18 protein-coding genes are annotated in these 21,358 nt (G+C 62.5%); 7 read left to right on the top strand and 11 right to left on the bottom strand.

Features of this window, described 5'->3' with window-relative positions; genetic code table 11:
* Positions 1 to 86: 86 nt before the first annotated feature.
* Together guaA and guaB are read right to left on the bottom strand one after the other, a co-directional pair.
* Entirely contained in the window at positions 87 to 1,664 is a 1,578-nt protein-coding gene (gene guaA / locus BM186_RS20300) for a glutamine-hydrolyzing GMP synthase (protein ID WP_021488817.1), read from the bottom strand.
* Between the two features lie 74 nt (positions 1,665 to 1,738).
* On the bottom strand, positions 1,739 to 3,208 hold the full coding sequence (guaB, locus tag BM186_RS20295; protein ID WP_017675156.1) for an IMP dehydrogenase: 1,470 nt from the start codon (positions 3,206 to 3,208) through the stop codon (positions 1,739 to 1,741).
* A gap of 144 nt (positions 3,209 to 3,352) precedes the next feature.
* On the opposite strand from guaB, the gene BM186_RS20290 reads away from it, so the two are divergent.
* Complete coding sequence (locus BM186_RS20290) at positions 3,353 to 5,464, top strand: TonB-dependent siderophore receptor (RefSeq protein ID WP_074917913.1); 2,112 nt, start codon at positions 3,353 to 3,355, stop codon at positions 5,462 to 5,464.
* Between the two features lies 1 nt (position 5,465).
* On the opposite strand, the gene BM186_RS20285 is transcribed toward BM186_RS20290, so the two are convergent.
* Together BM186_RS20285 and BM186_RS20280 are read right to left on the bottom strand one after the other, a co-directional pair.
* On the bottom strand, positions 5,466 to 6,020 hold the full coding sequence (locus BM186_RS20285) for a sugar ABC transporter ATPase (protein WP_074917911.1): 555 nt from the start codon (positions 6,018 to 6,020) through the stop codon (positions 5,466 to 5,468).
* A 56-nt stretch (positions 6,021 to 6,076) separates the two neighbouring features.
* Positions 6,077 to 6,544 (bottom strand): multidrug/biocide efflux PACE transporter, encoded by a 468-nt coding sequence (locus tag BM186_RS20280; RefSeq protein ID WP_074917909.1) that lies wholly within the window; start codon positions 6,542 to 6,544, stop codon positions 6,077 to 6,079.
* An 88-nt stretch (positions 6,545 to 6,632) separates the two neighbouring features.
* On the opposite strand from BM186_RS20280, the gene BM186_RS20275 reads away from it, so the two are divergent.
* From BM186_RS20275 to leuA, 6 genes are all read left to right on the top strand, one after another.
* Entirely contained in the window at positions 6,633 to 7,511 is an 879-nt protein-coding gene (locus tag BM186_RS20275; RefSeq protein ID WP_174892494.1) for a LysR family transcriptional regulator, read from the top strand.
* 43 nt (positions 7,512 to 7,554) lie between these two features.
* Positions 7,555 to 8,934 (top strand): exodeoxyribonuclease VII large subunit, encoded by a 1,380-nt coding sequence (gene xseA / locus BM186_RS20270; RefSeq protein ID WP_074917905.1) that lies wholly within the window; start codon positions 7,555 to 7,557, stop codon positions 8,932 to 8,934.
* A gap of 51 nt (positions 8,935 to 8,985) precedes the next feature.
* Entirely contained in the window at positions 8,986 to 9,846 is an 861-nt protein-coding gene (locus tag BM186_RS20265; RefSeq protein WP_074917903.1) for a peptidoglycan DD-metalloendopeptidase family protein, read from the top strand.
* Between the two features lie 119 nt (positions 9,847 to 9,965).
* Entirely contained in the window at positions 9,966 to 11,228 is a 1,263-nt protein-coding gene (locus tag BM186_RS20260; protein ID WP_064495697.1) for a mechanosensitive ion channel family protein, read from the top strand.
* Positions 11,229 to 11,296: 68 nt separating this feature from the next.
* On the top strand, positions 11,297 to 11,962 hold the full coding sequence (locus BM186_RS20255; RefSeq protein ID WP_074917901.1) for a glutathione S-transferase family protein: 666 nt from the start codon (positions 11,297 to 11,299) through the stop codon (positions 11,960 to 11,962).
* Positions 11,963 to 12,267: 305 nt separating this feature from the next.
* The gene (gene leuA / locus BM186_RS20250) at positions 12,268 to 13,938 is read left to right on the top strand and encodes a 2-isopropylmalate synthase (protein ID WP_074917900.1); all 1,671 of its coding nucleotides are present in this window, start codon (positions 12,268 to 12,270) and stop codon (positions 13,936 to 13,938) included.
* Between the two features lie 86 nt (positions 13,939 to 14,024).
* Here the strand turns inward: leuA and BM186_RS20245 are convergent, their stop codons facing one another.
* From BM186_RS20245 to hisS, 7 genes are all read right to left on the bottom strand, one after another.
* Positions 14,025 to 14,486: a hypothetical protein gene (locus BM186_RS20245; RefSeq protein ID WP_241519889.1), complete on the bottom strand. Its 462-nt coding sequence runs from the start codon at positions 14,484 to 14,486 to the stop codon at positions 14,025 to 14,027.
* A gap of 11 nt (positions 14,487 to 14,497) precedes the next feature.
* Complete coding sequence (locus tag BM186_RS20240) at positions 14,498 to 15,280, bottom strand: amidohydrolase (RefSeq protein ID WP_074917897.1); 783 nt, start codon at positions 15,278 to 15,280, stop codon at positions 14,498 to 14,500.
* Positions 15,281 to 15,353: 73 nt separating this feature from the next.
* The gene (locus tag BM186_RS20235; protein WP_074917896.1) at positions 15,354 to 16,502 is read right to left on the bottom strand and encodes a pyridoxal phosphate-dependent aminotransferase; all 1,149 of its coding nucleotides are present in this window, start codon (positions 16,500 to 16,502) and stop codon (positions 15,354 to 15,356) included.
* A 142-nt stretch (positions 16,503 to 16,644) separates the two neighbouring features.
* The gene (der, locus tag BM186_RS20230; protein ID WP_074917894.1) at positions 16,645 to 18,123 is read right to left on the bottom strand and encodes a ribosome biogenesis GTPase Der; all 1,479 of its coding nucleotides are present in this window, start codon (positions 18,121 to 18,123) and stop codon (positions 16,645 to 16,647) included.
* Between the two features lie 113 nt (positions 18,124 to 18,236).
* Positions 18,237 to 19,388, bottom strand: a complete 1,152-nt coding sequence (gene bamB / locus BM186_RS20225) for an outer membrane protein assembly factor BamB (protein ID WP_072426058.1) — start codon at positions 19,386 to 19,388, stop codon at positions 18,237 to 18,239.
* The gene (locus tag BM186_RS20220; protein ID WP_074917892.1) at positions 19,381 to 20,019 is read right to left on the bottom strand and encodes a tetratricopeptide repeat protein; all 639 of its coding nucleotides are present in this window, start codon (positions 20,017 to 20,019) and stop codon (positions 19,381 to 19,383) included. Before BM186_RS20220 ends, bamB begins: the two co-directional genes overlap by 8 nt.
* Positions 20,020 to 20,051: 32 nt before the next feature.
* Positions 20,052 to 21,338, bottom strand: coding sequence for a histidine--tRNA ligase (hisS, locus tag BM186_RS20215; protein WP_074917890.1), 1,287 nt, complete (start codon positions 21,336 to 21,338; stop codon positions 20,052 to 20,054).
* Positions 21,339 to 21,358 lie beyond the last annotated feature (20 nt).

Genomic DNA, 21,358 nt, shown 5'->3' with positions numbered 1-21,358 from the left:
GATAACCATTGCAACGAATTTTCTTTTAAATCAACACGTTGCAATTGGCTATCGATACATCTCAATGAGCCCAGAAGGACCCGACATCACTCCCACTCAATCGTCGCTGGCGGCTTGCTCGACACGTCGTAGGTAACGCGGGAGATGCCTTCGATTTCGTTGATGATGCGGCCGCTGACGGTTTCCAGCAGCTCGTAGGGCAGGTGCGCCCAGCGAGCGGTCATGAAGTCCACGGTTTCCACGGCGCGCAGGGCAACGACCCAGGCGTAGCGACGGCCATCACCGACGACACCGACCGACTTCACCGGCTGGAACACCACGAACGCCTGGCTGGTCTTGTGGTACCAATCGGCCTTGCGCAGCTCTTCGATGAAGATGTGGTCGGCGCGACGCAGCAGGTCGGCGTATTCCTTCTTCACTTCACCGAGGATGCGCACGCCAAGGCCCGGGCCCGGGAACGGGTGGCGGTAGACCATGTCGTAGGGCAGGCCCAGCTCCAGACCGATCTTGCGCACTTCGTCCTTGAACAGTTCACGCAGCGGCTCGACCAGCTTGAGGTTCATTTCCTCCGGCAGGCCGCCAACGTTGTGGTGGCTCTTGATCACATGGGCCTTGCCACTCTTGGCGCCAGCCGACTCGATCACGTCCGGGTAGATGGTGCCCTGGGCGAGGAACTGGATGTTGTCCAGCTTGCTGGCCTGCGCGTCGAACACGTCGATGAAGGTGCGGCCGATAATCTTGCGCTTCTTCTCCGGGTCGGACTCGCCGGCCAGGTTGCTGAGGAACTGCTCTTCGGCATCGGCGCGGATCACCTTGACGCCCATGTTCTCGGCGAACATGGCCATTACCTGGTCGCCTTCGTGCAGACGCAGCAGGCCGTTGTCGACGAACACGCAAGTCAGCTGGTCGCCGATGGCCTTGTGCAGCAACGCCGCGACCACCGAGGAGTCGACACCACCGGACAGGCCGAGCAGCACGTTGGCGTCGCCGACCTGGGCGCGCACGGCAGCGATGGCGTCTTCGACGATGTTGGCCGGTGTCCACAGGGCTTCACAGCCGCTGATTTCCAGCACGAAGCGCGAGAGGATGCGACCGCCCTGCTTGGTGTGGGTCACTTCCGGGTGGAACTGCACGCCGTAATAGTGGCGAGTGTCGTCGCACATGGCGGCGATCGGGCAGCTCGGGGTACTGGCGAGGATGTGGAAGCCTTCCGGCAGGCGGGTGACCTTGTCACCGTGGCTCATCCACACGTCGAGGCCAAGCACGCCGTCGGCGTCGACATGGTCTTCGATGCCGGCCAGCAGTTGGCTCTTGCCGACCACGTCGACACGGGCGTAGCCGAATTCACGCAGATCGGAACCTTCCACCTTGCCGCCGAGCTGTTCGGCCATGGTTTGCATGCCGTAGCAGATGCCCAGCACCGGCACGTTCAGGTCGAACACCGCTTGCGGCGCGCGCGGGCTATTGGCTTCGTGCACCGACTCCGGGCCACCGGCGAGGATGATGCCGCGCGGAGCGAAGGCGCGGATGTCCTCGTCGCTCATGTCCCAGGGGTGCAGTTCGCAATAGACACCGATCTCGCGCACACGGCGGGCGATCAGCTGGGTGTACTGGGAACCGAAGTCCAGAATGAGGATGCGGTGGGCGTGAATGTCGTGGGCCATGGCCGTCTCTCGTAGGTATTCACAAATGACACGGGGCTGATCGAACAGCCCCGTTATTCATACATTGCAGCGAATCAACCAACTCTGTAGTTGGGCGCTTCCTTAGTGATCTGCACATCGTGGACATGCGACTCGGCCATGCCGGCGCCGGTAATGCGCACAAACTCCGGCTTGGTACGCATCTCTTCGATGGTGGCGCAGCCGGTGTAGCCCATGGAGGCACGCAGGCCGCCCATCAGCTGGTGAACGATGGCACTCATCGCGCCCTTGTAGGGGACACGACCTTCGATACCTTCCGGCACCAGCTTCTCGGCGCCGGCCGAGGAGTCCTGGAAGTAACGGTCGGAAGAGCCCTGCGCCTGCGCCATTGCGCCCAGCGAGCCCATACCGCGGTAAGCCTTGTAGGAGCGGCCCTGGAACAGTTCGACTTCGCCCGGGGCTTCTTCGGTACCGGCCAGCATGGAGCCGATCATCACGGCGGAAGCGCCGGCGACGATGGCCTTGGACAGATCGCCAGAGAAGCGGATACCACCGTCAGCGATCAGCGGTACGCCAGTGCCGGCCAGTGCTGCGGCCACGTTGGCCACGGCGCTGATCTGCGGAACACCGACGCCAGCCACGATACGGGTGGTGCAGATCGAGCCTGGGCCGATGCCGACCTTGACGCCATCGGCGCCGGCTTCGACCAGCGCCTTGGCAGCTGCGCCCGTGGCGATGTTGCCACCGATCACCTGGACTTCCGGGAAGTTCTGCTTGACCCAACGCACGCGGTCGATCACGCCCTTGGAGTGGCCGTGAGCGGTGTCGACGATGATCACATCCACACCGGCATTGACCAGAGCGCCTACGCGATCACCGGTGTCGGCACCAGTACCGACGGCAGCGCCAACGCGCAGACGACCTTGATCGTCCTTGCTCGCCAGCGGGTAGGCCTTGGCTTTCTCGATATCCTTGACGGTCATCATGCCCTTGAGGGTGAAGGCATCATCGACGATCAGCACCTTCTCGATACGGTGCTTGTGCAGCAGCTCGCGCACGGTTTCCTTGGCGGCGCCTTCCTTGACGGTGACCAGGCGTTCTTTCGGCGTCATCACGTCACGCACTTTAGCGTCCAGACGGTTCTCGAAACGCACATCGCGGGAAGTGACGATACCCACCAGGTCGCCGTTGGACAGCACCGGCACACCGGAGATGTTGTGCAGACGGGTCAGCTCGAACAGGTCGCGCACGGTGGCGTCGGCCTCGATGGTGATCGGGTCCTTGACCACGCCGGCCTCGAACTTCTTGACCTTGCGCACTTCGGCAGCCTGCTGCTCGATGGTCATGTTCTTGTGGATGATGCCGATGCCGCCTTCCTGGGCCATGGCGATGGCCAGGCGCGCTTCGGTGACGGTGTCCATGGCAGCGGACAGCAGCGGGATGTTCAGTTCGATGCCGCGGGTCAGGCGGGTCTTCAGGCTGACGTCCTTGGGCAGTACCTCGGAATAACCGGGGATAAGCAGGACGTCGTCGAAAGTGAGTGCTTCTTGGCTGATGCGCAGCATGGCGGGCTCCCGAGCGGGAAAATAAGAAGCGCGGCATTATACCCAGCGACCTCATTTCACTCAATGCAAAGTGTATCTCTAGGCAGCCACATCTTGAAAATCATAAAATAATGATTCTCAAAAACACCTGCACTTGAGTGCCAAATGAAATCTTACCGTCCCTCCCTGAGCAGCCAATGCGCTGCCCTGCTGACCCTTTGCCTGCTGCCTGCCAGCCAACTGCTAGCCCAAGAGCTCGAACTACCTAGCCAGGAAGTGGTCGCCAAACCTAACGTCGAAGAAAACGGCTATCAGGCCAAGCGCGCCAGTACTGCAAGCAAATCCTCCGTAGCGCTCAAGGATGAAGCCCAGTCGGTACAGGTGGTAACGCCACAGACCATTGAGGACTTTCAGGTCAGATCGCTGGACGATGCAATGAAGTTCGTCAGCGGCGTCATCCAGAGCAATACACTGGGCGGTACAAAAGATGCCTTCATCAAGCGCGGCTTCGGCACCAACTCCGACGGTTCGGTACTACGAGACGGTATTCGCTCGAACCTGTCGAAGAACTTTACCGCCACCAGTGAGAGAGTGGAGGTGCTAAAGGGCCCTGCCGCTCTTCTTTACGGAGCGATGGATCCAGGCGGCCTTATCAATGTCATCAGTAAGTTGCCGCAATACCAGCAGCGCACCACCGTGAGCGGATCTGCTTTCAGCGAGGGTGGCGGCTCGCTCTCGCTGGACACGACAGGGCCAATCGGCGACAGCGGTTTTGCCTACAGGCTGATCACCGAGCGCCAGAACGAAGATTACTGGCGCAACTACGGTTCTCATGAGCAGGTGCTCATAGCACCTTCGCTGACCTGGGCTGGGGAGCGCACCAGCCTGACGCTCTCATACGAGTACAACGATTACTCCGCGCCATTCGACCGCGGCACGGTATTCATCGACGGCCATCCAGCCGACATCGACTACGAAAAACGTCTGGATGAACGCTGGGCCGAAACTCGCGGTATCGCTGAGAGCGCCCGCGCGGTGCTCGAGTACCAATTGAGCGATGATTGGAAAAGCCGCTTCACCTATGGCTGGAACAATGACATCTATGGCCTTTCCATCGCTCAGCCGGTTTCCATGAATGCCGCCACCGGCGCCTTCCGCCGTGTAGGCAACGGTGCACACTACGATGACGAAACCCGTTACAGCGGCCTGGACTTCATCGGCCAGCAAATGATCTTCGGTCAGCGCCACGATTTGCTGCTCGGCATCGAGCATGAGCTGAACGATCAATACCGAGGCAAGACCTACCGTAACCCCAACGGAATGCGACACGATATCGACACCCATAATCCCGTATACGGCAATCTGCCCGAACCCAGCGTCGTCAGCCCAACGCAGAGCAATCGCCGTAACGAGCTGACATCGACGTCCGTTTACTTCAAGGACAACTGGCACCTCGACGACAGCTGGATTCTGGTGCTCGGCGGACGCTATCAGCACTACGACCAGTACATCGCACAGGGGCTCGGCGCCAGCCGTACTACGCTCTTCGACAAGAACGACCAGACGCTTATTCCTTTCACAGGACTGGTATACAAGGCCAGCGATGCCCTCTCTTTGTACGGCAACTACAGCCGTTCGTTCGTTCCCAACACCAGCGTTACCGATGCCGGCCAGACCTTTGACCCCGAGGAAGGTCGCAGTTACGAGGTGGGGGCGAAGTACGATCTACGACCCGGCTTGAGCCTCAATCTCGCGCTTTTCGATATCGTCAAAGAAAACGTCGTGGTCGGCTCCGGGGATGACATGGAGGCTGCCGGCAAGGTCGGCTCACGCGGCGTGGAAGTGGATCTGGCTGGCCGGATCGCCGATGACTGGGAACTGATAGCAACCTATGCCTACACCCATACCGAGCTCCTCGATGATCCCAGCAACAAAGGCAATCGCCTGGCTCAAGCCCCCCGTCACACTGGCAGCCTCTATCTGACCCACGAACTGCCAGTTGACGATCAACTAGGCACATGGCGCGTCGGCGGCGGCACCCGCTATATCGGCGAACGTACCGGCGACAACGCCGACAGTTTCCGCCTCGATAGCTACACCTTGGCTGACGCCTTCGTACGCTGGGAATACCCGCTACTGGGTCACAAGACCTCGTTGCAGCTGAACCTCGACAACATATTCGACAAGCACTACTACCCTTCCACCACGGGCAGTCAGCTCAACGTAAGCGTTGGAGAGCCGCGCACGGCAAGGCTCTCCGCCAGCGTCGAGTTCTGACTTACGCCGGATCGTCGACCCGTACCTGCCTCAGCGCAAAGCCCAGGCGTTCGCCGAACTCTTCGACGAACGCCGGGCGCAAGCCGGCTTCAGCCCAGCCGTTAAAGATGAAGCCCAGGTTGGAAAAGCCGCACGGCTGCAGGAACAGGAAACCGTTGATGTCATCTTCATGCCCGCATTCCGGGCAGGTGAAGTTGTCGGTTTCCCCTGGCCACCACACCTCCAGGCTGTCGAACAGCGGCACGCCGACCTCCCTGCGGCATTCGGCGCAGCCCGCCTCTTCGAGAAAGCTGCGCGTCGGCACATAGATACAGCGATTGGTGATGATTTCCAGACCATTGTGCGCCTCACCATAAGGCAGCATCTCAGGACGCTGGGCGATACGCCGAGCGCCGGGCCCGATGGCGTAGGCCATACCGTTGCCACCCTGACCGCAGGTGGTCGGCAATGCCTCGACGATTTCCCGTTTGACCAGCCAGCGCAGCATGGCCTGGGCCTTCTGCTCGTGAGCGGGAAGCGTGGATATCTGAGGGACGAGGATCAGTTGCGCGGTCATGGTGTTCGAACAGCTGGCAAGGAAAGGGCGGCAGCTTAGGCACTACCGCCGGCAAATCAAGCCCCGCGACAAATCACGGCAGCCGCCTGTGCTTCACGACGGGCCACCCAGCGCGCACGCAGCACGTCGTAGATCCAGTTGAACGCCAGGGTGTACGGCAGGAAGAACAGGATCAGCACAATATCCAAGAGCAGCGCCTCGAGCAGACCGATCGACAACCACCAGGCCGCCAGCGGTACCAGCACGATGATCAACCCCACTTCGAACAGCAACGCATGGCTGACCCGCGCCCACAGGCCGCGCTCGAAGCCCAGACGACTCTGTGCGCGGTCGAACAGGTAGTTGAACAGCATGTTCCACAGCATCGCCACGGTGGAGAACATCAGGGTCAGCACACCCAGGTGCAGCAGTGGTTTATCCATGAACCAGGCCATGGTCGGCGCGCAGATGAGCACTGCGATGGTCTCGAAGGCCAGGGCGTGACCGATGCGCTCACGCAGGGAGCGCGGCAGGGGCTGAGTCATGAAACGAACCTCGTGATAAGTGACAACGAGCGCTATGATCATCGGAATATCAGCCAACCCAAAGGCAGCTGCCATCGGCAAAACCGATATGAATATTTCCCCCGATTCACTCCAGGCCTTCGCTCAGGCCGCCAACTGCGGATCGCTCAGCGCCGCAGCGCGGCGTCTGGGCAAGAGCCAGTCGACCATCAGCGAGGCCGTCGCGCGCCTGGAAATCGACCTGGGCGTGGCACTGTTCGAACGCGGCCCACGCAAACTGCAGCTGACCAAAGCCGGTGCCAGCCTGCTGGCCCATGCGGAAGAAGTGCTCTGCGCCAGCGACCGCCTGGCGCGACACGCCGCAGGTTTGGCCAGAGGCCAGGAGCCGCGACTGACTCTGGCACTGTCCGACGCCTACCAGCCGAAACAATACGAAGTTCGCCTGCAGGAGCTGGATCAGCGCTTCCCCGATCTGCAGTTCGAAAGTCTGATCGCCGAACAGGCCGATGTGCTCGATCTGATCACCCAGGGCCGCGCGCAGCTGGGACTGCTCGCCGCGCAAGCGGCCTATCCACCGCATATCGCCCACGCCCGCCTGGAAATGAGCAGCGAGTTCGGCCTGTTCGTCGCCAAGAATCATCCCCTGAGCAAGCTGCCACGAGTGCGTCAGGACGACTTGTCGCGCTGGCGTCTGCTGCGCTTGAGCAGCGTCGCCCATGACGATGCGAACACGGACGAGTTGCCCGGCAGCGGCGGCCGCTGCTGGGCCGCGCCGGACTATCTGATGCTGCTGGAAATGGCCAGACTGGGCTTCGGCTGGGCCGAACTGCCGCGGCAACTGGTCGATGCCTACGGCTTTGGTGGCCTGCATGAACTGCCCTGCAGCGGCTGGCCGCGGCGGGTCACGGTGGACGCCATCTGGTCGCGCCAGCGCGAACTCGGTCCGGTCGCGGCCTGGTTGCTCGAACGCCTGCTGCAAGACGCCTGATGAAGGTCGCGCCAACGTCGCTCTCGACTTATCATGCCGCCCCATGATCAATGACCCTTTTGCCCGCCTGAACCTCGACCGCGAGGTGCTCAGCGTCAGCCAGCTCAACAACCGCGCCCGCCTGCTGCTGGAGGACGTGTTCGCCGGCATCTGGGTCGAGGGCGAAATCTCCAACCTCGCCCGTCCAGCTTCCGGCCACATCTACTTCACCTTGAAAGACAGCCAGGCCCAGGTGCGTTGCGCGCTGTTCCGGCAGAACGCTGCGCGTGTGCGCCAGGCGCTGCGTGATGGTCTGGCGGTGAAGGTGCGCGGCAAGGTCTCGCTGTTCGAAGGGCGTGGCGACTACCAACTGATTCTCGACGCCGTGGAACCAGCGGGCGACGGAGCCCTGCGCCTGGCCTTCGAGGCACTAAAGGAAAAGCTCAGCGCCGAAGGTCTGTTCTCTACCGAACGCAAGATCGCCCTGCCCGCCCATCCCAAGCGCATCGGTATCGTCACCTCGCCTACCGGCGCGGTGATCCGCGACATCATCAGCGTGTTTCGTCGCCGCGCGCCGCAGGTGGAGCTGAACCTGATCCCCACCGCCGTACAGGGCCGTGAGGCCACCGCGCAGATCGTCCGGGCCATGCAACGCGCCGACGCGCAGGGTTTCGACGCACTGATCCTGGCCCGTGGTGGTGGCTCACTGGAAGACCTGTGGTGCTTCAACGAGGAAGCCGTGGCCCGCGCCGTGGCGGCCTGCGTGACGCCCATCGTCAGCGCCGTGGGACACGAGACGGATGTATCCATCGCCGACTTCGTCGCCGATGTGCGCGCCCCGACACCCTCGGCCGCTGCCGAACTGCTGGCACCGGACAGCAGCGAACTGGTGCAGCGCCTGCACAATCTGCAGCGCCGCCTGGTCCTGCAGATGCAGGCCCGCCTGGCTCGCGAACGCCTACGCCTGGAAGGAACGAGCCGACGCCTGCGCCATCCCGGTGAGCGCCTGCGCCAACAAGCCCAGCGCCTGGACGATCTGGACATGCGCCTGCGCCGTGCCTTCAACCAGCAACTGGCCAATCAGCGCGAGCGTCTGGCCCGTCTCGACGCTCGCCTCGCCGCACAGCATCCGGGGCGTAGCCTGGCCCTGTTGCGCCAGCGCCTGGATGGCCTGGCCACACGGCTTCCACGCGCCATGCAAAGCCAATTGCGCAGCCAGCGCCAGCAACTGGGTGCACTGGCCGCGCAACTGCAGATCGTCAGCCCGCTGGCCACCCTCGGTCGCGGCTACAGCATCCTCCTCGACGAACGCGGCCAGGCCGTGCGCCGCGCCGCGCAGACCCAGCCCGGCCAGCGCCTCAAGGCGCGCCTGAGCGAGGGCGAGCTGGACGTGCGCGTCGAAGACAACCACATACAACCGGCGACCTTGTCGCTATTGGATTGACTGAACATGCCTGCCCTTGCCCGCTTGAACGAACGCTGCTCGCGAACATTCATGACCCAAAAGCTTCGCGGGCAGAGCCCGCTCCTACACAAGCTGTGCCTGTTCGTCCTGGCTCTGTGTCTGGCCCTGCCCGCCCACGCCGAAGGCTTTATCACCCGCCTGCTGAACAAGCCGGTGCCAGGTGGTGTGGCGGTGATCGATCTGGGCAACCCGGCGCAGGCGCCCAAAGTGCGCTATCAGGGCAAGCCGGTGCTGACCGTGCATGAAGACAGCAAGCGCTGGATCGCCATCGTCGGCATCCCACTCAGCGTCAAACCGGGCACTCAGCAGGTAGAGGTCGAGGGCGGCCAGAAGCTGAATTTCCAGGTGGGTGCCAAGCACTACACCGAGCAGCGCATCACCATCAAGAACCAGCAGCAGGTCACCCCCAACGCCGCCAACCTCAAGCGCATCGAACGCGAGCTGGCCGAGCAGACCCGCGCCTACCAGCAATTCAGCGCACGCCAGCCGAGCAACCTGATGTTCGACAGACCAGTCAACGGCCCGCTGTCCAGTCCGTTCGGCTTGCGTCGTTTCTTCAACGGCGAGGAGCGCAACCCGCACTCGGGCCTGGACTTCGCCGCCAACCGCGGCACACCGATCAAGGCGCCAGCAGCCGGCAAAGTGATCCTCATCGGTGACTACTTCTTCAATGGCAAAACGGTGTTCCTCGATCACGGTCAGGGGCTGATCAGCATGTTCTGCCACCTGTCCGAGATCGACGTGAAGCTTGGCGACGAAATCGCCCGAGGCGGCCACGTCGGCAAGGTCGGCGCCACCGGGCGCGCCACCGGCCCACACCTGCACTGGAACGTCAGCCTCAACGACGCGCGGGTCGACCCGGCGATCTTCATCGGCGCGTTCAAGCCCTGAACGCACGCAGCCTGCAACAGCCGCCGTTTGGGTTAATCGAGTATCTTTGTTAGGGTACGGCGGCTCAGATGGCCGCCCTGCAGCGTCGGTCATTTCTTCTGTCTGCTTCGGAGCCGGAAATGCCGAATGAGCTCAACACCTGGATGGACTGGCTGAACACTCAGCCAGAACTGCTCACCCTCACCGCTACCCTCGCCCTGATCGTCGCCGCCTGGCTGTCGAACTGGGTGGTCAAACGCATCTTGGTTCGCGCCATCTACCGCCTGGTCGGCGCGACCGCCCTGGGCCGCCATGGCCAGATCAAGGAAAGCGGCATCATCAAGCGCCTGTCCAACATCGTGCCGGCGCTGGTGCTGTCCAGCGGCGTGGTTCTGGTGCCGGGCATGCCCGCTGCTGTGGTGGAAGTGACGCGCAACGTCTGCGGCGCCTTCGTGGTGCTGACTATCGCCATGGCCATTGGCGCGCTGCTGGATATCCTCAACACCCTCTACCAGCGTCGCCCCAACGCACACCTGAAGCCGATCAAGGGCTACTTGCAGGTAATAAAGATCGCCATCTTCGCCATCGCCGCGATCCTGATGGTAGCGGCGCTGATCGACCGCTCGCCGCTGATCCTGCTGTCCGGCCTCGGCGCCATGGCCGCCGTGCTGATGTTGATCTTCCAGGACACCCTGCTGTCGCTGGTGGCCAGCGTGCAGATTTCCTCCAGCGACATCATCCGCGTCGGTGACTGGGTGGAAATGCCCCAGCTGAACGCGGACGGCGACGTGATCGATATCGCCCTGCACACGGTCAAGGTGCAGAACTGGGACAAGACCATCACCACCATCCCAACCAAGCGTTTCATCACCGACCCGTTCAAGAACTGGCGCGGCATGCAGGAGTCGGGTGGGCGTCGGATCAAACGTGCGCTGTTTCTCGATCAGACCAGCGTACATTTCCTTAGCGACGAGGAGATCGCACGGCTGCGCCGCTTCATGCTTCTGGATGAGTACCTCGATCGCAAGGACCAGGAACTGCAGGACTGGAACGCCAAGCTGGCCGAGCACGGCAAGGAAGCGGTGAACACCCGGCGCATCACCAACATCGGCAGCTTCCGGGCCTACGTCGAGCACTACTTGCGGCACAACCCGAACATCCACCAGAACATGACCCTGCTGGTGCGCCAGCTCAGTCCGACTGCCGACGGCCTGCCGCTGGAAATCTACTGTTTCACCAACACCATCGCCTGGAATGCCTACGAAGGTATCCAGTCGGACATCTTCGACCACCTGCTGGCCATCCTCCCCGAGTTCGGCCTGCGCGTGTTCCAGCATCCGAGCGGTGCGGACATGCGCGAACTGCGGCCAGCCATCGTCGAACAGCACGGGGCAGCTCAATGAAACGCTAGTGGTGCGTCCCTGAACGACGTGTTACAGAGCCTTTGTCCCAAAATCGGTCGGAGCTTGCCATGATTACCCTGCATCACCTGAACAACTCGCGCTCGCAACGCATTCTCTGGATGCTCGAAGAGATTGGTATCGAGTACCAGATCAAGCACTACCAGCGCGACCCGCAGACCATGCTCGCCCCTGCCGAGCTGCGCCAGGTGCATCCTCTGGGCAAGTCGCCGCTGATCACCGACGGCGAACTGACCCTGGCTGAATCGGGCGCCATCATCGAATACCTGGCCGAGCGCTATGGCGATTGGTTGCTGCCTGCCGCCGGCAGCCCGGAACGCCTGCGCTGCCGCTACTGGCTGCATTACGCCGAAGGCTCGGCGATGCCACCACTGCTGCTCAAGCTGGTCTTCGACAAGCTGCGCAGCGCGCCAATGCCGTTCTTCATCAAACCCATCGCCAGAGGTATCGCGAACAAGGTCAGTCAGGCGTTCATCTCGCCGCAGCTGAAGCTGCATTTCGACTACCTGGAGAGCCAACTGAGCGAGCACGACTGGTTTGCCGGTGATGCCTTCAGCGCTGCCGATATTCAGCTCAGCTTCCCGCTTGAAGCAGCTGCCGCCCGTGGAGTGCTAACCAACCACCCGCGTCTGAGCGATTTTCTGCAACGCATTCATGCCAGGCCGGCTTATCGCCGAGCCCTTGAAAAAGGTGGCGCATATGACTACGCCGATTGAAGGCTGACTATAAGAGGTGCAGGGGCGAGCCGCCGCAAGCCCCCACAAACACGATTCGCCGAAAACACACCTTTCAAAGCAATAAAATCCGCCAGTAAACGCTATCCAGCAATAAATCGGCGTTTTTTAAGCAAGCATTGCCATATCCACCTGCTATGGATAGGGTGCCCACATGAAAAACATCTTTCTCGTCCGCCAGCTCGCATGCCTGCGACTGGTCAGCCCGCGACTGCGAAGCCCCGCCTGAAACCCCGTTTCATGGCCGCCCGGCCTCGTGTTCGACTCCCATTTCGCAGGACCCTCTCATGACCATGCTCAAAGACCCGTCGCAGAAGTACCGTCCGTTCACCCAGATTCAGATTCCGGACCGCACCTGGCCGGACAAGATCATCGACAAGGCGCCGATCTGGCTGTCGACCGACCTGCGCGACGGCAACCAGTCGCTGATCGAGCCGATGGATGCCGAGAAGAAGATGCGCTTCTTCAAGTGCCTGGTGGCCGTGGGCCTGAAAGAGATCGAAGTGGGCTTCCCGTCCGCCTCGCAGACCGACTTCGACTTCGTCCGCGAGCTGATCGAAGGCGGCCATATCCCTGACGACGTCACCATCCAGGTGCTGACTCAGGCCCGTGACGACCTTATCGAGCGCACCTTCGAGTCGCTGAAAGGCGCCAAAAAGGCCATCGTCCATTACTACAACGCCTGCGCACCGAGCTTCCGCAAGATCGTCTTCAACCAGGACAAGGCCGGCGTCAAAGCCATTGCCGTGGCCGCCGGCACCACCATCAAGCGCCTGGCCGATGCCGCGCCGGAAACCCAGTGGGGCTTCGAGTATTCGCCGGAAGTGTTCAGCAGCACCGAGATCGATTTTGCCGTCGAGGTGTGCAACGCGGTGATCGGTGTGTTCCAGCCGACCCCGGCGAACAAGTTGATCCTCAACCTGCCCGCCACCATCGAGTGCGCCACGCCGAACAACTACGCCGACCAGATCGAGTGGTTCGGTCGTCACGTCGACCGCCGCGACAGCGTGCTGATCAGCGTGCACACCCACAATGACCGTGGCACTGGCGTCGCAGCCTCGGAACTGGCCGTCATGGCTGGCGCCGACCGCGTCGAAGGCTGCCTCTTCGGTAACGGCGAGCGCACCGGCAACGTCTGCCTGGTGACCCTGGCGCTGAACCTCTACACCCAGGGCGTAGACCCTGAGCTGGACTTCTCCGACATCGACGCCGTGCGCAAGGTGGTCGAGGACTGCAACCAGATCCCGGTGCACCCGCGCCATCCGTACGTCGGCGATCTGGTGCACACCGCCTTCTCCGGCTCGCACCAGGACGCCATCCGCAAGGGCTTCGCCCAGCAGAAGCAAGATGCCCTCTGGGAAGTGCCCTACCTGCCGATCGACCCGGCCGACATCGGCCGCGACTACGAGGCGGTGATCCGCGTGAACAGCCAGTCGGGCAAGGGCGGTATCACCTTCCTGCTCGAGCAGGAGTACGGCATCAGCCTGCCGCGGCGCATGCAGATCGAGTTCAGCCAGGTAGTGCAGCGCGAAACCGATCGTCTTGGCCTGGAAATGACTGCCGCACAGATCCATCAGCTGCTCGAAACCGAATACCTGCAAGCGCGCAGCCCCTACACCCTGAAAGGCCATCGTCTGCAGGAAGAGAATGGCACCAGCGCGGTGGATATCGAGGTTATTGAAGGCGCTGAAAAACACCACTGGCGCGGCATCGGCAAGGGCCCACTGGAAGCCCTGGCCGCAGCCCTGCCCGTCGCGGTGGAAGTCATGGACTACAGCGAGCATGCTATCGGCGCCGGCACCAATGCCAAGGCGGCTGCCTACATCGAGCTACGTGTCAACGGCGGTCGTGCCCTGCACGGCATCGGCATCGACGAGAACCTGACCACCGCGAGCTTCCGCGCCCTGTTCAGCGCGCTGAACCGCGCCCTGAGCCAGGCCGAGTCGCAAGCGGCCTGATTTCCTTAAGCGCCACTCACAAAAACGCCGGGCAATGCCCGGCGTTTTTGTATGCGCAGCCCGGATGAAATCCGGGAGCAATGTGCTCAGATATCGAAAATCATCAGCACCGCGAACATCAGCGCGGCCAGGCCGAGGGTGAACATCACACCGATACCCGCCGACCGCCAGTTGGACAGAAACGCACCACCGGCCTCTGCATGCTGCTTGAGATCGGCTTCCATGAGGCTCTTGGCAAACATGATCATCGCCATCAACTGTGCAATGGCGAACGGCATGGCGGGCACCTCCTCCGGCAAGACGAAAGCCAGGACCAAGGTAACCACCAGAAGCAAGACGGAAATGCCCCAGACCATCGCCACTCGATCTGCCTTGCCGAGCAGTTGCAGGTTATGCGCCAGCAGCCAGGCGCCAGCCAGCGGCGTGCCGATGAAGGTCGCCAGGCCAACACCCGCGACGCTGTAGAGCGGCGACTGATTGGTGGGGGCCTGCTGCAGGTCGGCCTGCGGAGGCTGAAAGGGATTGCTCTGCTGTACGTCCATGTTCATGTAGCTCCTGATCAGTTCAAGGTGAAGGCATCGGCATCCAGGTGTGCGGGGAAGCGCTCGCGGTAGGCAGCCAGTGCCTCGCTCGACAGCCGGGCGCGGAACACACCATCACCATCGCCAGCCGCCAGCAGGGTCTCGCCCTGGAAATCCAGTACCTGAGAATCGCCAGTATATCCGTGGCCCTTACCGTCCTCGCCGACGCGGTTCACAGCCGCGACATAGCACAGGTTCTCGATGGCTCGCGCTGGCAGCAGGCGGTTCCAGTGCTGGCGACGCGCCCCCGGCCAGTTGGCGGTATACAGCAGCAGATCGGTGCCCCCCGCATCGCGACTCCAGACCGGGAAGCGCAGGTCGTAGCAAATCAGCGGGCGCACGCGCCAGCCCTTGAGCTCCAGCACGACCTGCTCGCTACCGGCGCGGTAATGCTTGTGCTCACCGGCCATGCGAAACAAGTGGCGCTTGTCGTAATGCGCCAGCGGGCCGTCCGGGCGGGCCCAGAGCAGGCGATTGCGGTAGCTGCCGTCGGCCGCCTGGATGATCAGGCTGCCGCAGATCACCGCATCGATACGCTGCGCCTGCTCGCGCAGCCAGACGCTGCTGGGGCCATTCTCGGGCTCGGCCAGCTCGGCCGACTCCATGGAAAAACCTGTGCTGAACATCTCCGGCAGGATCACCAGATCAGCGCCACGCGCCTGCTCCAGCAATGCCTGAAAGTGTTCACGGTTGGCCGCCGGATCATGCCAGGCCAGGGTGGTCTGGATCAGAGCCAGTTCGAGATCGGGTTTGCTGCTCATCGGGGCACCTCGTTCGCCGTAGGGCGGGTGAAACCCGCCAACTCCTTACAGGCAGGTTACACCCGCCCTACTCTCACACCGCACAGAGTTTCTCGGCGGCCTGGCGCAGGGTTTCTTCACGCTTGGCGAAGCAGAAGCGCACCAGGCGCATATCCTCGGGCGCCGACTGGTAGAACACCGACACAGGGATCGCCGCCACGCCGTGCTCACGCGTCAGCCACTCGGCCATGGCCACGTCGTCCAGATCGGGGCGAATGGCCGAATAGTCGGCCAACTGGAAATAGGTCCCCGGAGCGCGGGTGAAGGTGAAGCGCGAGCCAGCCAGCAGATCGCAGAACAGGTCGCGCTTGGCCTGGTAAAAAGCCGGCAGCTCCTCGACATGCTCGGGGTGCGCGGCCATGAAGTCGGCCAGTGCGAACTGCAGCGGCGTCACGCCGCAGAAATTGACGTACTGATGGATCTTGCGCAGTTCCGCGGTCAGTGCCGGCGGCGCCACCACGTAGCCAGTCTTCCAGCCAGTCACGTGATAAGTCTTGCCGAAAGAGCTGACCACAAAGGCGCGCTGATACAGCTCGTCGTGGGCCAGCACGCTGGCATGGCGGGCGCCGTCGTAGATCAGGTGCTCATAGACCTCGTCACTGATCACATGGATATCGCGGCCACGAATCAGCTCGGCCAGCTTGTCCAGGTCGGCACGGGTCAGCAGCGCACCACTGGGGTTGTGCGGGGAGTTGAGGAAGATCAGCCGGGTGCGCGGGCTGATGGCATCACTCAGGCGCTGCCAGTCCACGGCGAAATCCGGCAATGCCAGCGGCACATGCACACAGCGCCCGCCGGCCAGCTCCACCGACGGCTCGTAGCTGTCGTAACAAGGGTCGAGGACGATGGCTTCATCACCCGGACGGATCAGCGCCTGTACCGCGCAAAAGATCGCCTCGGTGGCGCCGGGGGTGATGGTGATCTCGCTGTCGGCATCACGCTGCACGCCATAGCTGCGGGCGATCTTCGCCGCCACCTGCTGGCGCAGAATGGGCAACCCGGTCATCGGCGAATACTGGTTGCGCCCTTCCATGACGTGGCGCGCCACGGCTTCGCGCAATGCCTGCGGCCCATCGAAATCAGGGAAACCCTGGGACAGATTGATCGCGCCAGTCTCCAGAGCGAGCTGGGACATCTGCGTGAAGATGGTGGTGCCGACGTTGGGCAGTTTGCTGACGAGCATCGCGACTTCCTACGAAGAACTAGGCAAGCCGCGAGGATAGCCGAAGGGCGCCATAGGCGGCACCCGCAGTGCTTATGAAAAAGAGCTGGAAGCTTATGCCGTGCACGCCGAGCGATCTCCGGCGTGCACGCTTCTGCAGAGCTTACTTGCGCTTGTCCTTGCGCTTTTTCTCGGCCTTCTTGTGGTGGCTCATCAGGCGACGCTTCTTGTTCACCTGGCGGTCGGTGAGCTTGTTCTTGTTGCCCTCGTAGGGGTTCTCGCCCCCCTTGTACTCGATGCGAATCGGCGTACCGACGAGTTTCAGCACACGGCGGAAGGTGTTTTCCAGGTAACGGGAGTAGGCGCGCGGTACGGCGTCGACCTGGTTACCGTGAATCACGATCAGCGGCGGGTTGGCACCGCCCAGGTGGGCATAGCGCAGCTTGATGCGGCGACCATTGACCAGAGGCGGCGCGTGGTCGCTGATGGCGTCTTCGAGAATCTGCGTCAGGCGGCTGGTCGGCCAGCGGGTGATGGCCGACTTGAACGAGGCCTGCACCGACTTGTACAGATGGCCGACGCCAGTACCGTGCAGGGCAGAGATGAAGTGGATATCGGCGAAGTCGACGAAGAACAGCCGGCGCTCCAGCTCGGTCTTCACGTAATCCTTCTGCCCCTGGTCCATGCCGTCCCACTTGTTCAGGGCGATGACCAGGGCGCGGCCGCTTTCCAGCACGAAGCCAAGCAGGTTGAGGTCGTGGTCGACCACGCCTTCGCGGGCATCCATGACGAACACCACGACGTTGGAGTCCTGAATGGCCTGCAGCGTCTTGACCACGGAGAACTTCTCCACGGCCTCGAAGATCTTGCCGCGACGGCGCACGCCGGCGGTGTCGATCAGGGTGTACTTCTCGTCGTCACGCTCGAACGGGATGTAGATGCTGTCGCGCGTGGTGCCAGCCTGGTCATAGACGATGACCCGCTCTTCGCCGAGCATACGGTTGACCAGGGTCGACTTGCCCACGTTGGGGCGGCCGATGATGGCCAGCTTGATGCCATCCTTCTCGCTCGGGCCGGGAATGCGCTTGGCCTCCTGGCCTTCCAGCACTTCTTCCTCTTCTTCGGCGCCCTCTTCCGGCTCACCAGCGTCCTTTGGGAAAGCGCCGAGAACCACTTCGAGCATCTGGGTGATGCCACGACCATGGGCACCGGCAATCGCCAGCGGTTCGCCAAGGCCCATGGGGCTGAACTCGGCGCGAGCCAGGTCGACGTCGAGGTTGTCGACCTTGTTCACCACCAGGAAGCTCTGCTTGTTACGACGGCGCAGGTGCTCGCCGATCATCTGGTCGGAGGCGGTCATGCCGGCGCGCGCGTCCACCAGGAACAGCACGGCATCGGCCTCTTCAATGGCCTGTAGCGACTGCTCGGCCATCTTCGCGTCGATGCCTTCTTCGTCACCGGAAATACCCCCGGTGTCGATCACGATGTAGGTGCGCCCCTGCCACTTCGCCTCGCCATACTGGCGGTCGCGGGTCAGACCGGACAGGTCGCCGACGATGGCGTCGCGGCTGCGGGTCAGGCGGTTGAAGAGTGTGGACTTGCCGACGTTCGGCCGGCCCACCAGGGCAATTACGGGAACCATCAGGCTCTCCACTTGAGTTAATTCAGAAAATGCAAAGGCCGCTGCACGGGCAGCGGCCGGAATCTGTTGCGCTGCTGCATCCAAGACTCAGGTCTGGATGCAGCATAGTCGGTTCATTTGATGGTCAGTGCCACCAACTTGCCGCTGTTGCCGTAGACGTACAGCCAATCCCCGACCACCAACGGCTGGGCACGCAGGCCATCGCTGTCGATGCGGGTACGACCGACGAAACGACCATCGACCTGGCTCAGCAGATGCAGATAGCCTTCCACATCGCCCACGGCCACGTAACTGGAGAACACCTGCGGTGCCGACAGCTGACGACGCGCCAGGGAGTCGTTGCTCCACAGAGCCGAAGCGCTACGCTCGTCGATACCTTCGACGGTGCCACTGGCATGGCTGACGTATACGTTACCGAAACCCTGAGCGACGCCTACCGAACTGGATGCCTCGCGTTGCCACAGCACACGACCAGACTCCAGATCCATGGCAGCGACACGGCCCTGATAGCTCACTGCGTAGACGGTGCCACCGGACAACAGCAAGCCGCCATCGATATCCACCACGCGCTCCAGTTCGGAACGACCTTGTGGTACGGCAACGCGCTGCTCCCAAACCGGCAGGCCGCGCTGGGCGTCGACCGCGACCACCTTGCCGCTGGACAGGCCAGCGACCACTAGACGGTTGGTCACCAGCGGAGCGCCAGTGCCGCGCAGGGTCAGTACGGCCGGGGTGTTCTCGACGATCCAGCGCTGGCTACCGGTGCTGGCATCGAAGGCGATCAGGCGATCGTCCTGGGTCTGCACCACGACGATATCGCCATTGGTCGCTGGTGCAGCCAGCACTTCGCTGGTCACGCGCGAGCGCCACTGTTCTTCACCGTCGCTGGAGTCGAGCGCGATCACTTCGCCCTTGAGCGTACCTACCAGTACCTGGCCGTAGCCCACGCCAATGGCGCCGGAAACCGGGATGTCGAGCTTCTTGCGCCAGATGACCTTACCGCTGGTGCGGTCCATGGCCATCACCAGGCCTTCGACGTCGGCGGCGTAGATCACCTCGCCATCGATGGCCGGTACCAGCATGTTGAAGGTTTCGCCCTGACCATCACCGACAGAACGGCTCCATTCGGTACGCAACTCGACTTCTTCGTCGAATTTGGTCAGTTCGGCGGGCGGCAGTTCCTTCTTGCTATTGCTGCTGCAACCCACGGCCAGAACGGCCAGAGCCAGCAGTGCGGCATTCTTCCAACGCATCACGTCACGCATCCCCTTTTGCCAGGTCGTCCAGCTTCATCTGCAGACCGCCAACAGCGGCGTCTTCGGCCAGCGCATCCTTGGCCTTCTGATAGGCGGCGTGCGCGTCATCGCTGCGACCCAGCTGTACCAGCAGGTCGCCCTTGAGTTCTTCACGGCTAGCGAGGAAAGCTTCCTCGACCTTGGCATCGAGCAGTTTCAACGCATCATCAGCCTTGTTCTGCGCGGCCAGCACACGGGCCAGGCGCTGACGTGCCAGCTCATTGAGCGTGGCGTCGGCAGGCTTGTCGAGCACGCGCTGTAGCGCTGCAGCGGCATCGTCGAGGCGGTCCGCCTCGACGGCGACCTTGGCGACGAAAAGGCTGCCGTACTGGGCGTAGTGGCTACCGCCAAACTCGCTGTCGAGCTTGCCGGCCAGTTCGGCAACCTTCGCGGCGTCGGGCTTGCCGGCCGGGTCCAGTGCGGTTTCCAGCAGTTGCTGGTAGATCACCGAGGCGCTCTGCGCCTGGTTGACCTGATACTTCTGCCAGCCCTGCCAGCCGAATACGGCTACCAGCGCCAGTACGCCGCCGGCCAACAAAGGCTTGCCGTTGCGATCCCACCAATCCTTGAGTTGCGCGATCTGTTCGTCTTCGGTCTGCATGTCTAACCCCGTACTCCTAATCGAGAGCCTGCTCAGGCCTGCTGGCAGGCAGCCAGATGCTCAGCCAGAGCATCCCAGGCAACGCTTTGTTGTTCACTGTCGTCGCGCAGCGGCTTGCAACCTACCACGCGCCCTGCCAATTCGTCGTCCCCCAGAATCAGCGCATAGCGTGCACCGCTCTTGTCGGCCTTCTTGAACTGGCTCTTGAAGCTGCCGCCACCGCTATTGAGCAGCAGACGCAGACCCGGCAACTCGTCGCGCAGACGCTCGGTCAGCGTCAGCGCCGCCAGCTCCGCCGCCTCGCCAAAGGCGCAGACGTAGACATCGGCAGCGCGATTGAGCTCGGCCGGCAACAGGTCCAGGGTTTCCAGCAGCAGCACCAGGCGCTCGACCCCCATGGCGAAGCCGACACCCGGCGTGGCTTTGCCACCCAGTTGTGCCACCAGGCCGTCGTAGCGACCACCAGCGCATACCGTGCCTTGAGCACCAAGCTTGTCGGTGACCCACTCGAACACGGTGCGGTTGTAGTAATCCAGACCGCGCACCAGTTTGTGGTTGATCTGATAGCGAATGCCAACTGCATCCAGACGCGCCTTGACGCCCTCAAAATGCAGACGCGACTCCTCGTCGAGGTAGTCGCCCAAGGTCGGCGCACCGACCAGCACGGCCTGGGTCGCCTCGTTCTTGCTGTCGAGAATGCGCAGCGGATTGGTGGTCAGACGACGCTGGCTGTCCTCGTCGAGCTGGTCGAAGCGCTCCTGCAGGTAGGCCACCAGGGCGTCGCGATACGCAGCGCGCGCCTCGCTGGAACCCAGGCTGTTGAGCTGCAGGGTCACGGCATCGGCCAGGCCGAGTTTCTTCCACAGACGCCAGGTAAGCACGATCAGCTCGGCATCGACGTCAGGCCCCGGCAGGTTGAAGGCTTCCACACCCACCTGATGGAACTGGCGATAACGGCCTTTCTGCGGCTTCTCGTAGCGGAACATGGGGCCGGCGTACCACAACTTCTGCACCTGGCCGCCACCGGACAAACCATGCTCGAGCACGGCACGCACGCAACCGGCGGTGCCTTCGGGGCGCAGGGTCAGGGATTCTTCGTTGCGGTCGAGGAAGGTGTACATCTCCTTGTCGACCACGTCGGTGCCCTCGCCGATGCCCCGGGCGAACAGCTCGGTGTACTCGACGATGGGCAAGCGGATTTCCTTGTAGCCGTAGCCGTCGAGCAGGCTGACCAAGGTGCTTTCCAGGTAACGCCAGGCAGGCGTCTGCTCCGGCAGAATATCGTTCATGCCACGGATGGCTTGCAGGGACTTGCTCAATTGTATTCCTTACGCACGGA

This window comes from Ectopseudomonas toyotomiensis, from assembly GCF_900115695.1.
GTDB lineage: Bacteria > Pseudomonadota > Gammaproteobacteria > Pseudomonadales > Pseudomonadaceae > Aquipseudomonas > Aquipseudomonas toyotomiensis.
The sequence above is the reverse complement of the archived record's forward strand: the minus strand, read 5'-3'. Positions and strand labels throughout refer to the sequence as shown.

Coding starts and splice junctions, on each gene's coding strand:
- leuA (WP_074917900.1), top strand. CDS start 12,268: ATGACCATGCTCAAAGACCCGTCGCAGAAGTACCGTCCGTTCACCCAG.
- BM186_RS20275 (WP_174892494.1), top strand. CDS start 6,633: ATGAATATTTCCCCCGATTCACTCCAGGCCTTCGCTCAGGCCGCCAAC.
- xseA (WP_074917905.1), top strand. CDS start 7,555: ATGATCAATGACCCTTTTGCCCGCCTGAACCTCGACCGCGAGGTGCTC.
- BM186_RS20260 (WP_064495697.1), top strand. CDS start 9,966: ATGCCGAATGAGCTCAACACCTGGATGGACTGGCTGAACACTCAGCCA.
- BM186_RS20280 (WP_074917909.1), bottom strand. CDS start 6,544: ATGACTCAGCCCCTGCCGCGCTCCCTGCGTGAGCGCATCGGTCACGCC.
- guaA (WP_021488817.1), bottom strand. CDS start 1,664: ATGGCCCACGACATTCACGCCCACCGCATCCTCATTCTGGACTTCGGT.
- BM186_RS20265 (WP_074917903.1), top strand. CDS start 8,986: ATGACCCAAAAGCTTCGCGGGCAGAGCCCGCTCCTACACAAGCTGTGC.
- bamB (WP_072426058.1), bottom strand. CDS start 19,388: ATGCGTGACGTGATGCGTTGGAAGAATGCCGCACTGCTGGCTCTGGCC.
- BM186_RS20235 (WP_074917896.1), bottom strand. CDS start 16,502: ATGCTCGTCAGCAAACTGCCCAACGTCGGCACCACCATCTTCACGCAG.
- BM186_RS20255 (WP_074917901.1), top strand. CDS start 11,297: ATGATTACCCTGCATCACCTGAACAACTCGCGCTCGCAACGCATTCTC.
- guaB (WP_017675156.1), bottom strand. CDS start 3,208: ATGCTGCGCATCAGCCAAGAAGCACTCACTTTCGACGACGTCCTGCTT.
- BM186_RS20285 (WP_074917911.1), bottom strand. CDS start 6,020: ATGACCGCGCAACTGATCCTCGTCCCTCAGATATCCACGCTTCCCGCT.
- BM186_RS20240 (WP_074917897.1), bottom strand. CDS start 15,280: ATGAGCAGCAAACCCGATCTCGAACTGGCTCTGATCCAGACCACCCTG.
- BM186_RS20245 (WP_241519889.1), bottom strand. CDS start 14,486: ATGAACATGGACGTACAGCAGAGCAATCCCTTTCAGCCTCCGCAGGCC.
- der (WP_074917894.1), bottom strand. CDS start 18,123: ATGGTTCCCGTAATTGCCCTGGTGGGCCGGCCGAACGTCGGCAAGTCC.
- BM186_RS20220 (WP_074917892.1), bottom strand. CDS start 20,019: ATGCAGACCGAAGACGAACAGATCGCGCAACTCAAGGATTGGTGGGAT.
- BM186_RS20290 (WP_074917913.1), top strand. CDS start 3,353: ATGAAATCTTACCGTCCCTCCCTGAGCAGCCAATGCGCTGCCCTGCTG.